This is a genomic window from Fulvivirga sp., assembly GCF_040220315.1.
Taxonomy (GTDB): domain Bacteria; phylum Bacteroidota; class Bacteroidia; order Cytophagales; family Cyclobacteriaceae; genus Fulvivirga.
Genome location: NZ_JAVJUY010000282.1, coordinates 1 through 16,283, shown reverse-complemented (window position 1 = coordinate 16,283; position 16,283 = coordinate 1). Strand labels below are relative to the sequence as shown.

Below are 16,283 nucleotides of genomic sequence, written 5' to 3'. Positions count from 1 at the left end.
AGACTGTCAGGTGATATTTGATTGATTGAGTCATAAGGAATAGTATTAACAGTATCTGAACCTCCAATACCTACTCCTGGTGTCACAATCCCCCCACTATCCACCGTCCAGTTATTACCTACACTATCTGTTATTACCGTATCTTCAGGTTCCTCATCATCACTGCTGCCATCTTGATCGGGCGTTACGGTGTCTGTGCTGCCATCTTCCATAACCACTACAATATCACCATTATCATCTACATACACAGAATCAATGGGTTCATCATAGTTAATGTCATTGCCAGAGTCTGCCACAACGTCATCGCCACTTGTGCCGTCATCGGCTTCATCTTCTAATGTGTCCTCAGGGTCTAAATCCACCATCATGCTGCTGTTGGGGTCATAGATGGTTGTTACCACGCCATCTACCAAGCGGTAATCTGTATTTACACTTATTCCTTCAAAATTTACCCGAACCTTTGCCAAACTAAACAAGGGCATTTCAGCTAAACCCGTACCAGAGAAAATTCCATTACTACCTGTCACTTCCCGCACTTTAATATCAAAATCATTGGCATAAATATACTCACCAATAAACAGGTTTTGAAGCGGTTCTCTGTTTTCCAAACCATACGCTTCAGGTGGTACACCGCAGCTAAAGGCTATTTCACCTTCAGTAACTGTTACTACAGCCAAAGATTCAGAATACGGGCTTTCCAAACTACCACAGGCAGCACGAACTTGGACTTCATAAGTAGTTTCAGGCTTTAGAGCACCTATGCGCTGTTCTCCAATGAACGATTCCTCTTCGTACCAAGAATTATTCCTTTCTGCTGATTCACGATAGCGGACGTTAAAACCTGTATGATTAAATGCTGTATTCCATGTGGCGTTGAAGCTTTTAGCACTTATCGTATTACTTTCTATTCCTGTAGGAGGCTTACATTCATCACCAAAAGTAAATGTGCCTGTTTGGCTATAGCCATCATTTTTAAAAAGGTCTAATTCATCAATTCCTACCATACTTTTAGCTCTTACTCTGAAGGCATAGCTTCTACCTGGCACCAATGCCGGCTCTGCAATACCATACACGAGGGTAGTACTCTGTGTAGTGGTTTGGTAAATTGGGCTGGTAGAACGCATAGCTATTTCAGGATCACGACCTGCAGGCCAGATTTCTACCAGTGAAAACTCATATTCAGTAGCAAAAGCAGAGTTGGGTGATCCGGTATGCCTTGGGGTCCATTGAAAAATGACATTTTGAGGGTCAGTCGCCCTTACTTTTTCTCCCTGAAATGGAAGGTTAATTAATGGAGGATCGTTTAATATAATCCAGGCTACAACAAACGCTTTATTAGAGACTACCACATTTCTATTAAATTCAATTACTTCAATATTGAACCGGTATACTCCTTCTGGCAAAGCGCCATTCTGCAAAAACTGCTGTTTTGAAATTCCCTGAAAATCGAGATTGTCGGGATTTAAGTACTCAGCTATATCGAAGCCCGTTAACCTGAGCGGTACACCTCCATTAATAAATAGGGGTGTAGGCTGGAAAGATGATTTTGTACGTAAAGTTACATTCTGACCTTCGATACTTATCCTGAGTTTTACGCGAAGCTCTGAAATGGTAAAATCTGTTGGGAGAATGTTCAAATTCAACTTATCAACTCCCGGGGATATGTAATCTTGCAGATACACCGAATATGGTGGTGTGATGGATAGATTGGCTTGGACAGGGAAGTTTTGGGCTGTCGCAGAAAGCGCACCAAATGTGAGTACTACTAACGATATATTTTTAAAAAATGATTTCAATGTCAATTTGCTAGTTTTTTCTACTATTATAATTCAACTCAAATACGCTTTTTTCTACCATCAAAAGGGAATAATTGACGTCACTTCGAACGTAACGAAGAGGAGTGAGAAGTCTCCTACTAACTTGGAGACCTCTCACCCAATTGGGATTCGAGGTGACGATCATAATTCTATTTTCATTATTCATTATTACTCTTTCCTAGTATCCCAAAGTCAAATTATACCCAACCGTACCTGTAAACTCTAAAAAGTCTACCGCTCCATCCTCACCAACAGTTGTTCTGTTTAAAGCCACCGCACTCACATTAAAAGCGTGCTTTTTCTTTAAGGCGTAGCTACCTGTTAATCGGTAATTAACCACTCTGTTAACCAGCTGATTATTGGTGTAGGCATTGTTTAACGACACGGATAAACCGGTTCGCATTTTCTTGTCGAGCAGCGTTTTATTCACCCCCAGTGTAGGACCTAATGTTGTTGAATTTAATCCTGCTGCTTCATTCTTGCTATAATTAAACGCGAGTGTGAATGAAGTATTCGAAGGTACGATACTCAAATTATAAGCTGCATTAAACATATAAAACTGTGAGCCGCTATTTTGCTCAACACCGCCTTGTTCATCTGCTGCATTCTGATAAGTAATATTTACATTGATATTCTGCCTTCTGGCCTCGTTTGTAGAAAGCATATAATTGACATTGGAATTGATGCTTTGTGATATCTGGGTGAAGTTTAATGTATCGAGATTATCGTAAGGGGTTAACTGATTTATGTCCTGAAATTGAGATCGAATGTTCGTATAGGTGTTAAAACTAGAGTAGTTAACAGCAATATTAAGCCTGTTGCTTGGGGTGTAGCCAACATTCATAGAGCCCACAAAACGGCTCATAGACGATACCTTCTCACCATCTAAATTATCTCGCTGCAGACCTGCATTTACACCAACATTTACCTTTCCGCTGAACAGTGAAGTATTTGCATTTGCGGTTATATTTTCAAGGTTGTTATTAAAAAAATAGGCACCTAAGGTTTCATAACCGGGGTCAATCCGCTCATAGCCAGCGCCCACTGAGAATGCACTGAAAGCATAAGAAATTCCTACATTATAGGCATTGTAATAACCTGTAGATTGTTTCTGATTAAAAATACCTGTTGAAAAAATATTCTTGCTTGAAGATTCATAAGAAGCTGCTCTTTTATCACGAGTTAATGCACTTGTAGCGATCTCGGCCTTTAAAATCAGGTTAGGCACAATAGTTTTACTGCCCCCAAGGCTGAGTACCAGATTTTCTCTTGGCAAAACCTCGAGCGATTCAGGAACATAATTCAATGAATTTTCATCATCGGTGGCGCTAAAGAAAATGAATGTAACGTTATCTGAAGCAGAGCCATAACTTGTCTTGAGTCCAAAACCAGTTCTATAAAAAGCTGGCAACACCGACTCATTAGTTGAATCCGGCTGAATCGCTTTTTGAAGTCTGCCATACATGGCAGAAATTGATAATTTATCTGTTGGCTCTAAGTCAACGCCCGCGCCCAAAAACAAATGTCCATTTAAGGTGTAGGGCGAAAAAGACATGCTTGTATAGCCAATATGCCCGGTTATCCATTTATAAGTTGGATGCAACCCGTATTGATTAAATGGCTGCTGGAAAGAGCTGTTTTGATTTGAAAAGGCGAAAGAAAATGGCACTGACCACCCATATAAGCTTAACGTTACATTGCCGGAAGCAAAATAAGTATAAGGATCCCTTCTTTGATCAATCCCATCTGCTGCATAGATTATATTACTTAGCGAGAGCCCTCCACTGACTTCTATTGGTTTTGATTGACCAATGGATTCGAGGTTTTGGGTGAATCCATTTTGATTAAATAAAATAAGTAGTGTAACACATATCAGTTTCAATTTCAACGCTGTCATTCCAAACTTGATTCGGAATCTTGAATTGACTTTTCGAAAATTAGATTGAGATTCTGAAACAAGTTCAGAATGACATTCTAATTGTGAGATATCGTTATTATGGAACTTCACTATTTTGTATAGATGATAAATTCCACACGTCTGTTTTTAGCCCTGTTAGACACACTGGTATTATCAAGCAATGGCTCATTTGCCCCTTTACCTGTTACTCGTAGTCTTTTGGCTTTAATTCCTTGTTCTATTAAGTAATCAACCACTACCTGGGCTCGGGCTACTGATACTTTTTTATTTGCGGCATTCGTACCTACATTGTCAGTATGACCGATGACTTCTAAAAAGAGGAGTTCGTTTGAGTTAAGTAACTTGATTATATCATCAAGGAAAAGCTTGGCCTCATCACTCAAATTAGCCTCATTGAAGCCAAAACTAAAGTCTTTGCGTAATTCGAATTGATAATTTTCTTCCTCCCAATCAATGTCCTCTACCTCTTTGTCTGCATCCTCATTTGCAGCATTAGAGTCATTTTCATTACCAAAGTATCTCACTTTGTCTGTTGTATAAAAGTCTCTTACTTCACCAAGAGAGTAGTTATCTATTATTACTTTACTCGATTGCTTTTTAGCACCAAGAGTTTTTTTAATAGAGATAAATAATTCCGATGCATTTCTACCAGTAGTAAGTACTGCATCGTTGCCTACGGCAAAATCATAACTAAATCCTACTGAAAAGTTGGGCTGCGTAAGCTGAATTCCCAGAACAATTGAGTTATTAATTGTATATCTCGACTTGAAATCGATTGAACCTGAATGGATTGCACTTAGTGGATTATCGTTCTTAAAGAAATAGGATAACGAGGTGCCCGCACTAATGAGATCATCATTTGCTTCATAGAGGTAAAGCAATTCTGGGCCAAAAAGAATTCTATCATTTTTAAGTAGGGCAACAAAAGCATTTCCAGTAAGCCTGTAATCTAACCTGTCTTCTACTTCAGTAAAGGCAATATCAGGTTTATTTAGGTGTGCAACACCAACTCCTAGTTTAAAAAGTTGACGTTGATTAGCATCTTCAGCATACCAAGTTGCTCCTGAGGCAATAGAAAAATAACTTGTTTGATTATCTAAGAAGGTCTCACCTAATGGTGCGGTTCTATCAAAACCCACATTATCAACCCATTGACTACCTGTTGTGTAGCCATCTGAATTAATGCTTCTTTGAAAATATCCGGTTTGTAGTCCGAAGCTCACGAACTGTCCTGTGGCAATTGGCAGATTGTACGCATAGCCCAGATTAATTCCTTGTAATTTAAAAGCCTGCTCTCCATTTTGGGCATCTCGCAATATTGAAAAACCAACACCGCCTCTTCGCCTAAATGTTTTCTTATTAATAAGTGCATAACTTCCCGTTAATTGGGTTGTGTTGAATTTAATATCCGCTGCGAGCTGTTGTGTTCTATGCAAAAAAGATACAGACCCCTCGTTTTTCATTCCCAGTATAGAGGGGTTGGTCGTGAATGGCGATTGATCAAATTGATTAAATGACACATTCTGCGCAACACTTTCCAGCGTTGTTAAAATCAAAATTAGTAGTGGGAGTATTGATCTCATTCTCATTACCTCGCTAATTTTATTATTCCCGTTTTTTCGATTAATGAAGTGAGTGGTCGGCCATCATAGAAGTTTCCGCTCACTGTCCAGATGTAGTTACCAGAAGCAGCTTCTTTGCCTGCAATCATGCCATCCCACCCTACTTCAGGGTCAGTAGTTGTAAACACTTCCTGGCCGTATCGGTCAAATACTCTAAGTGTTATGGTTTCAATGCCAGTGCCAAAAACTTTGAACTCATCATTATTGCCATCTCCATTGGGAGTGAAAAGATTAGGGATAAATACTTCAGAATTCACACGAACAATCACCTCGGCCTGGTCTGAACAGCCATTATCGTCCGTAACAGTTACTGAATATTTAGTGGTTTCGCCAGGCGAAGCTTGCGGGTTTGCAATGTCATTAAATGTTAACCCCTCAAATGGTGACCACAAATATTCTATGCCTCCTGTTGCAGAGAGAGTTATGGATTCATTTAAACCAATTGTAACGTCTTTACTCACCTCAACAATTGGCAACTGATTTACCACAATGTCAACATAAGATGTATCGACAATACAGCCCCCTGTTTTAGTAATGAGTTGAATAGTTGTCTTTTCCGCTGGCGATATTTTAGGGTTTGATTTACTGGTATCATCAATGGATTGGTCTCCAGACCAGATAAATTCATAAGGCAAAGTACTTCCAATTGCAGTTGGCTGACCGCCCAATGTTATTGAGTCTCCAAAACACATAACTCTATTGCCGCCTGTATTTACAGTACTTTTCGGATCAACTTCTACATACACTGAGTCCGTAAATCGGCAATTATCCAGGGTGGCTATCTCTAGTATGTAGTAAGTAGAAGAATCTGGATTAGCCAATGGATTCGGAATTGTATTATTATCCAATCCAGCTACTGGAGACCAGTTAAAGGCGACATCGATTGGCGATATGAGCGTTGGACTGCCGCCAATATTTACTGATTCATTGTTACAAAGTGCCTTGTCTTCCCCGGCAGTAAACTCAGGGATTTCGAAGTGATTGACATCGATTGAGTCATAGTTTACACAGCTGTTAGCATCAATTACTTCAGCTATTAAGGTTTCTGGATTAATAACATTTCTTGTTAATGAATTAGTAGATTCACTGATTAGACCTTCTTCAAAAGAATACCAATTGGTAGTTCCTCCAAAGGCCTCCAATAAAACCTCTGAACCATAGCACACCGTTGTATCTTCACCAATATTTACTTCTGGCAATTCAAATACATCAACAATAACCGAGTCTGAATTTGTGCAATTATTAAAATCAGTGACAACTACAGAAACGGTATCCTTTTGTGTTACTTCATAATCAAAAAATTGATCGGTTGAGAGTAAATTAAGATCAGCATTATACCAAGAAATTGTGTTTCTATCTGCGCCAGCATCTAATGGTAAGATTTGTCCAAAGCAAATTGTAGTGTCCGCTGCAACGCTAATTTCAGGTAATTCTAACTTGGTAACTTGAAGGGTATCATAGTTAGTGCAGCCATTATCATTGGTAAATTCTGCAATAATATCATCCGTCTTAGTAACCTGATAACTAAAATTAAGACCATTAAATAATAAACCATCTGCCTTGGAATACCAGTTGACACTACTCCACTCACCAAGAGTTAAATCTAGAATTTCTTTAAAGCATATAGATTTATCCTCACCAAGAGAAGCAAGCGGCAGATCGAAAACATCAATAATTATAGAATCATATTGAACGCAACCTGACACATTGAAGACTTCAGCGACAATAGTATCTATTTTTTCAACTCTATGATCGAGTTGAAAGGATGATGCTAAAAGCCCCTCGCCCGGTGAATACCAATTCACAGCACTCCATGAATCACCTAAGTCAAATGATTTAATCTCAACGAAACAAATAGTTTCATTACTACCTAAATCAAAATCAGGTAATGCTATAAAGTCAATAATAATGCTGTCAAATTTTACACAGCCGTTGGTGTTAAATGCCTCGGATATGATGGTGTCATTTTTAGTTACCAAGTGACTGTAACTATTTTGATCAGTTGCCAGTAATCCTTCACCCGGTGAGTACCAATTCACATTTAGATACTCAACAGGCACATTTAGTTCTTTTACTTCATTGAGGCATACGGCATCATCTTCACCCAAATCATAAGAAGGTAGATCGAAGACATCTAAGATGATGGTATCGATTTTTACACACCGTGACGTATTAAAGACCTCCGTAATAAGTGTATCTTTTTGTGTGATAGGGTAATTGATAACTTGAACAGAACTTACCTGACCTTCCCCTGGTGAGTACCAGTTGGTTTCGTCCCACCCACTACCAAGATCGAAATCAAAGGTTTTATTCAAACAAATTGAGGTGTTAGAACCCAAGTCAATATCAGGCAAGGCAATAACATCTATCTTAACACTGTCAGAATTTAAACAGCCATTAAAATCTTCTACCAAGGCGATAATGGTATCATTTTTTAAAGCGGTATGCTCATAAGTGAATGATCCGGCTAGAATTTCGCCTTCTCTGGAAGAATACCAATTAACATTTTCCCACGTACTTCCAGCGTCAAATTGTGTGGTTGTACCATAACATAGTTGATTATCATTGCCTATCGAAAAATCTGGTAGGGCATACACATCAATGTTCATGGTGTCATACACTGTACAGCCTAATGGTTTTGTCCATGCCGCAACCAACTTATCAGCAGCTGTTGGTTTGAACTCAAATTCATTTGAATTACTAAGAAGCAATCCATCATTTACCGAATACCAATCTACTTGTTGGCCAACAATACCAGCAGAAACAGGAATTGGCGCGCCTACACACACCGTTGTATCATTCCCAATTGTGAAATCGTGACAGATTATAAAGCTTTCTTCAGCAGAAAATACCGAAGCCTCTCCTGAATTATCTACTGCTTGTACTGACCAATAATACTGACCTTCATTGAGGTTTGTAATGGCCTTGTTAAGATTATGAAAAGCGTTGAATGAAAGGACCTTCTGGCTTTGTCCAGTACTGATTGTATTTGGTGATAAAATGTCATTCCCGCCTTGAGTTGTGCCAATTCTAACGTTATAATATAGACCGTTTGTGGTGGTTTGGGCATCTGTTGAATTATCCCATGAAAGTTGCACTGATGAATCTTTTGATTCAGAAATAAGATTGACTGGAAAGGATGGCTGATCATTCGTATCGAGCGCATCATTTGCAAATAAATCTGTATCCTCACCAAGCACTGAAAAACCTGTAGCCAATACATCATTATCACCATCATTGTTATAATCGCCAATGGCAACGGCTCCATAAATTCTACCATTTATAGCATGCGTAACTTCATCAAAGGTGTTATCTCCATTATTTGCAAATAGATGAGTATTATAATTTCCATCATCGTCAATGCCATGAATAACTACATCTGATTCACCGTCATTATTAATATCAATGATAGAAACACTTCCGTCTGAAATACCTTCGATTGATGTTGTTAATAGCGCAAAACCCAAGCCATCATTATTCAAATAAACTTTTGTTATACGACTTCCAGAGCTATTAAAGCCAATAACCACAACATCTTCATATCCATCACTATCCAAATCACCTGAGGCCAGTTTGCCCGATACAATTTTCTCAATTGGAGTTATTGTTTGAGTAAATGTAAAATCACCTTCATTTAGGTAAAGCTGACTTATTTTCTCACCTGTACTTTTTATTCCATTGATCAGAATATCGATGTTTCCATCATTATTAAAATCGGAGGCAATAGCATCACCGGAAGAGAAATTTGGGAGTGATGTAACTTCGGGTAGAAAAGTATTGTCGCTATTATTGGCATACAGATATGAAACCCTATTTCCTAAAGAATTTAACCCGAAAAGAAATAGGTCTACCCAACCATCATTATTAAAATCAGCTACTTCAATGCCTCCTGAATTCAAAGAAGGGAGGGTTAAATTAAGGGCACTAAATGTATTGTTTTTATTGTTCAGATAAACATCCGTTATCACCTCGCCACTTCCATCAATACCAGCAAAGAAAACATCAAGATAACCATCATTATTCACATCCAGCCATTCTATTTCACCCCCTTTTAATTGAGGGAAATTGGCACCTAAATCAGTGAAGGTATCATCTCCATTATTTAGAAAAATACCTGAATACAAGGTTGATGTGCCATCGTCTCCAGATATAAATAAATCAAGTAACCCATCATTATTGATGTCGCCCCATTTTGTACCATGACTATTTCCAAGGTTTGGAAGGCCTGTTGAAGAAACTTCAGTATAAGTTTGGGCAATAGCTATTTGAAATAGCCCTAAAAAGACTGCAACTAAAAAACCTCTCATTATTTCACAATGAATCTTAAATTCTTCTCTTTATTTCCCACACGCAGATTCGCCACATATACACCATTGACAAGTGCTGGCAGATTAAACTCAACGTTGTATTCACTTGCGTTCACTCCGGTATACTTTGATACAATAAGCCCATTTTGAAGACTCACAATTGATAGCTCTACATCGGAAGCCTTTGAGAGCAGAACTCGAATAGTAAATTCTCCATCATTCGGGTTTGGATAAATGATGAACTGTTTAATTAGTTCTTCTGTGGAAGAGCGACCATTTGTTCGCAACTCACCACTTCCAAAAATTCGTATCGATTTAGAGTAGAAATCTTCGCATTCGCCAATAGCGGCATTTAATCCTACTGAATAGTTACCACTTGCATCGAAAACAAGTTCTTTAAAGAAAGACCCTGAACTAATTTCCCTTGCTGCGGACGGAATTTCCCAAGTGATATTTTCTGGTTCAGGCCAGGATATTTCTACAATTACAACCGTATCTCCCACCTCAGCTTCAGTGGCCATTAAAAAGTGTGCCTCTAAAATATCGTCTCTATTTTCGAGTAAGAAAGTATCTTGAACCAGGCAGTTATTTTCAGAAAATACGTTTAAATAGTAATTCCCTGGGTCGGATAAAGTAACAGATGTTTCTTCAGAATAAAATCCATTATCAGACTCCCAAACATGGCCAGACCAGGTAGGGCCGGGATCCAAAGTGACGGTTTGTCCCTCGCAGAGTACTTCACTCTCAGGTATTCCAGTTTCAGTGATTTTATCCGGTTGACTGAGGTCAAATGAAGTTGTGAAAACACAACCATTCCTATCTTGAATGGTAACTTCATGTGTTCCTGCACAAATGTTCGTTGCTATGTTACTGTTCTGTCCATCAGACCACTCGAAGGTATAACCTCCTACGCCACCTGTAGCAAATACTTCAACACTTCCATCACATCCATCAAAACAAGAGGGCTCTGTAAATACTGTATTTAAAATGGATATTGGTTCAGGTGCAGGTATTGTAACGGTCAATGATTGGTTGCATCCGTTATAATCAATAATGGTTACTTCATAATCACCAGCAGTAACACTCTTCAATTGAGACCCATCCTGGCCACTATTATCACTCCATGAAATAGTATAAGGTTCTGTAGCATTTAGTACCTCAACCAAAGCTGCTCCATCTGAGCTATCGTGGCATGTTGTTGATATGATCTCAATTGTATTGATTTGAATAGTTGGTCGATCAACAATACTAATTTGTAAGGTATTGGTTGTACAGCCATTAGCATCTTCACCATACACCTCAAACGTTCCTGCACTCAACCTTTCGGCCATGGAGGCTGATTGATTTTCTGGGTCGTTCCAATAATAAGTGTAGGGCTCTAAACCACCACTCATCTGTACTTCGGCTGTTCCTAAAGACAGTCCGCAAGAAGAAGGAGTTTTAGACACAAAACTGAGTACAGGGTCAGGTTCATCAAGTACCTGCACGTCAACTGTTACCTGACAGCCCTTATCATCTCTTCCAACCACAGTGTAAATACCTGCAGAAAGACCGGTTGCTATTTCATTTGTAGTATTACTGTTATCATTCCACTGATAAGTATAGGGTGGTAATCCACCCGTCATTTGCACTGTTGCAGAACCAATGCTCAATTCACAGGCCGAATTAATGATATCAACCACCTGAATGGATGGCTCTAGTGATGTATCATCTTGTATTAAAATTGATTGAGAAACAATACAACCCGTAGCATCAGTAATTTGCACAATGTGCTCACCTGCAGATAGATTAGATGCCGTTGACGATGTTTGAACCGGACTGGTTGATAGCCATTGATAAGTATATGGCAATGTTCCGCCACTTGCCACTACAGATGCTTCACCCGTTGGCAACCCACACCACGAAGCAGAAGTTGTAAAATCATCTATTGCCGGCCCATCTTCGTTGTTAATAATTACATTATAACTTAATGTACAGCCCACATCATCTGTAATTATTACTGAATAGTTACCTGCAAATAGTTCTGTTTGTATATTCGATTCAGCAGTTAAGCCAACCCATTCATAGGAGTATGGTGCTACACCGCCAGAAACATTCACCATTGCTTCGCCATTATTTTGATTGCAAGTGGCATTAATTACAGACTGATTTGCAGCCAAAGGTTCTCCATCCGTTAAAAAAACATCTATAAATTCTATACAGCCAGTATATTGATCAGTGACACTAACAGTATGTATTCCGGCATTTAATACATTAGAGTAGGCCGTTGACTCAGAAGTTGATTCCCAGAAATACTCGAAAGGTCCTACTCCCCCAGATACTGTAACTTCTGCACTTCCTATGGACAAACCACAGTACGATGTAGTTAGCACAGAATAACTCAGGCTATGTGGTGGTAAATTATCGATGCTAAAATTTTGAGATTTAGAACATCCATTTTCATCGGTTACAGTAACCTGATATGTACCAGATTTTAATGCTGATTGGTCAACTTGCTGCAAGTCACCATCCAAAATTGTCACTGTATAATCACCATCGAAAGATGGTGTTCCGCCTGCTATTTCCACACTTACCTGCCCGTTGGCCTGATCGCAATAAGCATGTCGGTCTACTACTGGGTTAATTATAAGTTCAGTCGGTTCTGTAAGAGTAAGTTCAGTTACTTCAGAAGTACAACCCGTGGCATCTTTGGCTATCAGTTGATAGGTCTGCGCATTGAGATTAATAAACTCACTATTGCTGAAAAAATCAGTACCATTAATTGAATAAGTATAAGGCGAAGACCCTCCAGCAGCACTTAGTTGGATTGATCCATCGTTGGATTGATAACAGCTTAGATTCTGACTATATTCTATTTGAACGGTAATAATGCCATTGTCAATATCAAATTCTTCCATTGCACTACACCCTTGGTTATCGGTAATTTCTACCTGATGAGTTCCGACAGATAAATCCGTAAAAAAACCTACTTGTTTTGTAATTCCGTTCACGGTGTATTGGTAGGGAGGTGTCCCTCCCGATGCACCAATAGTTACAAATCCATCATTTCTTCCCGCACATGACGTAGTAGAAGGTATAACATACTGAACCTTTAATTCAGAAGGTTCACTGATTGTAAATGATTCAAACTTAGGTGGACAGGCTCCATTTTTAACTTTCACTCTATAGTTACCTGCACTTAGTGAAGCCAAATTATCATCTACACCTAAAACTGCAGAATTAGATAAGTCAACCCATTCGTAAGAGTAACCATCAGTTGGTTTGCCGCCAGTTGCTACCACAGATAATTCACCATCACTACCATTAAAACAAGATACATCCTTAATAGTCTCAGTTATGGTAACAAAAGAAGGCTCTGTTAAGAGTTGGTTGAACGATTCAACACACGATGAGGGGTATATTTCTGTGTAATTTGCATCCCTAACATATAATGTATAACCGGTAGATATGTTGGCCGGCAGACCAGAATATTCAAACAATCCATCATTTAGTTCATCAACAAAATAATTTTCGTTATCGAAAGAAAACTGATAAGGTTTATCTCCACCAGAAGCCTGAAAAAATACGACACCATCACTAAAGCCATTGCAGGATGGTTCTTGGATGGTAGCTTCTAATTTTAAGGGGTCATCACGGTTTATTAATGCGTAATTTTCAACAGTTTTTACGCATGGCTTTGAAACAGCTAAATCAAAAACTTTTAATGTGTATATACCATCAACCAAATTTGTAAACTCAAAGCTGGGTGAGGTAACTATACCAGAGTTTAGTGTTGATCCATCTGGAGTTATTATTTCAAATCGAAGGTTTGGGCTACCCTGATAATTACTAGCTGTAACTACAAAAGATCCATTATATATGCCAGAACAACTCGGTGAGACAAAACTACTCACCTCCAAATTTAAGGGATTAGGATTATCATCAATATTAATACTTAACGAAGCAATACAATTATTATATCCCTGAACGTAAACAGTATAGGAACCCTTAACCAACTCGTCAAATGTTACTTCTGTACCAATTTTATAGTCAGTCATATCATCATTTAGTGAAAACTTGTATCCATCTTCATTAAATGGTATTCCACCAATCCCTTTAACAATTAGATAACCATCCTCTCCTCCGATACACAACGGGTGTCTTTTATCTAGTTCCAATAATTTTAAAGGTGGATCTGGTTCGTTCATTTCAAATTCCAAACTTTCACTGGTACATGAATTTTGATCTTCTAATTGAATTTTATAAGTACCTTCACCAATTACTATCCCCCTATCGTTATCTTGGGTGAAAATAACTCCTTTATCTGCTTGACTGCTTGCAACGGTTTTTGAATCAATTAAATCGAAATTGTTTCCAGCATTCTTTTTCAATAGATAGTAAGTATAATCTCCAGCACCACCAGTCCCAGAAATTGATATCTCACCATCTCCTGCACCTTCACAGCTAACCTCAAATCCTGAATTTTGAATATTGGATAATACAGGTGTACCAATTATCAGTTCTTGCGGTTCCTCAATGGTAATTTGCGCTGTATCTGATATACATCCTTGTTGATCTACAATTACAGCTTCGTAATCATAAGTGCCATCATTACTTACATTTGATAAACCAGTAAACTTATGTAATGACTCATAAGTACTTTTATATTCTAATGGTGTTGAGCCGTCTACCGGATATAGATAAAAGTGATAATCGCCAATACCATTGCTACCCTCTATGGTTACCTCCCCGTCTGGTTTGCCTTTGCATGAGACATTATAACCTGTAAAATTTCTTTTAATTGTGTCAATAGATGGTAGTGCTGCTGGTTCCTTAACTCTTATAACATAGGTGCTGTAGCACATTCTAATTTTGCCAGAGCCTTCTTCGACAATATCTCCGTTTTCATCAGGGGTTTCTAAATTTTCTATTCTAAGCAAGTAAGTACCCGCTTCTAAGGGTTCGGTACTATCATCAGGGTCATCATCTGGAAATACTATGTAATCTCCAATGGATGGCTTGGTTAAATTAAGATTTTGTAATGTTCCCGGTTTAATTGGACCTGGACCTCCATCTCCCGGATCGCCATCACCCGGATCACCACCGCCCCCAGAACCAGGGTCGCCATTATTAGGTAAATCAGCTCCATTGATATTAAATACTTGCCCCGAATTTAAATGCTTAAGGTTATAACAATACTTACCACTACCCGTAACTTTCTTAATTCTAATTTTAGCATCGCCACCATCAGTACACGATACATTTAACACTTCAATGGATTCCAGATCACCATGTGAGAGCCTTTCACTTGGTTCTGAGTAATGCTGAATTTCTAAATCGTATTCTTCTTCGGGTATTTCATTGTTCCTCAAATTATCAAAAAAGTCGTCTAAGGAAGGCTCCTCCGGCCAAACGTAAAGTTCTTGTGCAACAGGACTATAAGAGACGCTTTTCACTCCACTTAAACCTTCAGCTTCAACTTTAATTCTTATATCTTTAGTACCAGTAGTGACTATTGGAGCAGATAAATAAGGTGAATTAGAATTAGTAGACTCTAGCAGTGTCCACTTCATTTCATATATAGGTTCTTGATAGTAACAATCTGCAATATCACATGAGCTGGGGTCAACTATAGGAGTAAGTGTATTATTTAAGTTACTTGCCGCCATTCTGGCTGATTGCTGTTGACCATCACAATTGGCATTAATCCAATCTGCACAGGCTTGATCAAACTTCGTTTCATAACCTGTTATCATTTGTTCATTATCAACATTAATAAACCAATTGTACTTTTGAATACCTGCATAAGCACTCGTTTGCATTCTAAATTCAGAGCCAGAACAAAGATTATTAGAAACATTACCTACTTGAACAGGTTGGGAGAGTACAGGAGGCGTCCAGCGCCAGCGGTATTTAAATGAATATTTATTTCCCATTTGTCCAGCTGCAACCGAATATTCATGCCATTTACCGGGGTCGTCCTTTAGCTGACAATCCAATCTTAATTCTTTAGGGTCATTATTTTGAAGGTTATAAATGACATGATCATCATCTTCTCTACAATCCCCACCAAAGGAATTACAATCACACTCGTTGTCATAATAAAGGTCATTCCCACAGTCTTTCTCAAAACCTTCGGCATAAATCTGCAAAGAATGGAACTTGCTTCCTGAATATGGGTAGGCTTTATCCCAAATCCTCAATGGTAACCTTTTCCCAAGATTAGAATTATTGGAGCTATTCAGGCATGTCCCCTGATTCATATCTTTGTAACCTATTCTTCCTTCATTCTGCCAATCACCTCCTACCTCCCGTGCCGCAAACACCCATCGATAATCTTCCGTACCATCTTGATCAGACCCTCCATAGCCACAAACCTCATAGATCTCTATTTGAAGCTTATAATGACCTACCTGTGCCTTTGAAATAAGGCATAAAAGTGAGAAGGATATTAAAAGATAGTACTTCATCCTACTTCATTAATTAACACCTACAGTAATTGAAGTAGACACATCAGGATCATCCGGCAAGGGTTGATCAAGACTTATGGTGCCACCATCATTTGATAATCCATCTTCTGTTATTATTCTAAACCAATATTTTCGAGGTTCAAGATCATCGAAGAACACTTCTCCTTGCG

General features: G+C 38.6%; 5 protein-coding genes. All 5 read right to left on the bottom strand.

All coding sequences use genetic code 11. The features are described 5' to 3' along the window. Nucleotides 1-1,796, bottom strand: a 1,796-nt coding sequence (locus RLO81_RS14150; RefSeq protein WP_350112856.1) for a fibronectin type III domain-containing protein, incomplete at its 3' end; no start/stop codon positions are given. Between the two features lie 199 nt (nucleotides 1,797-1,995). Beyond that, the gene (locus RLO81_RS14145) at nucleotides 1,996-3,714 is read right to left on the bottom strand and encodes a porin family protein (protein WP_350112853.1); all 1,719 of its coding nucleotides are present in this window, start codon (nucleotides 3,712-3,714) and stop codon (nucleotides 1,996-1,998) included. 110 nt (nucleotides 3,715-3,824) lie between these two features. Further along, nucleotides 3,825-5,318, bottom strand: a complete 1,494-nt coding sequence (locus RLO81_RS14140) for a PorP/SprF family type IX secretion system membrane protein (protein ID WP_350112850.1) — start codon at nucleotides 5,316-5,318, stop codon at nucleotides 3,825-3,827. A 5-nt stretch (nucleotides 5,319-5,323) separates the two neighbouring features. Continuing rightward, on the bottom strand, nucleotides 5,324-9,664 hold the full coding sequence (locus tag RLO81_RS14135) for an FG-GAP-like repeat-containing protein (protein ID WP_350112847.1): 4,341 nt from the start codon (nucleotides 9,662-9,664) through the stop codon (nucleotides 5,324-5,326). Beyond that, complete coding sequence (locus tag RLO81_RS14130; RefSeq protein WP_350112845.1) at nucleotides 9,664-16,113, bottom strand: T9SS type A sorting domain-containing protein; 6,450 nt, start codon at nucleotides 16,111-16,113, stop codon at nucleotides 9,664-9,666. Before RLO81_RS14130 ends, RLO81_RS14135 begins: the two co-directional genes overlap by 1 nt. Between the last annotated feature and the right edge of the window lie 170 nt (nucleotides 16,114-16,283).

Bases quoted from the DNA above. Each gene is read 5' to 3' on its own strand.
- RLO81_RS14145 (WP_350112853.1), bottom strand. From the start codon at position 3,714: ATGACAGCGTTGAAATTGAAACTGATATGTGTTACACTACTTATTTTA.
- RLO81_RS14140 (WP_350112850.1), bottom strand. From the start codon at position 5,318: ATGAGATCAATACTCCCACTACTAATTTTGATTTTAACAACGCTGGAA.
- RLO81_RS14135 (WP_350112847.1), bottom strand. From the start codon at position 9,664: ATGAGAGGTTTTTTAGTTGCAGTCTTTTTAGGGCTATTTCAAATAGCT.
- RLO81_RS14130 (WP_350112845.1), bottom strand. From the start codon at position 16,113: ATGAAGTACTATCTTTTAATATCCTTCTCACTTTTATGCCTTATTTCA.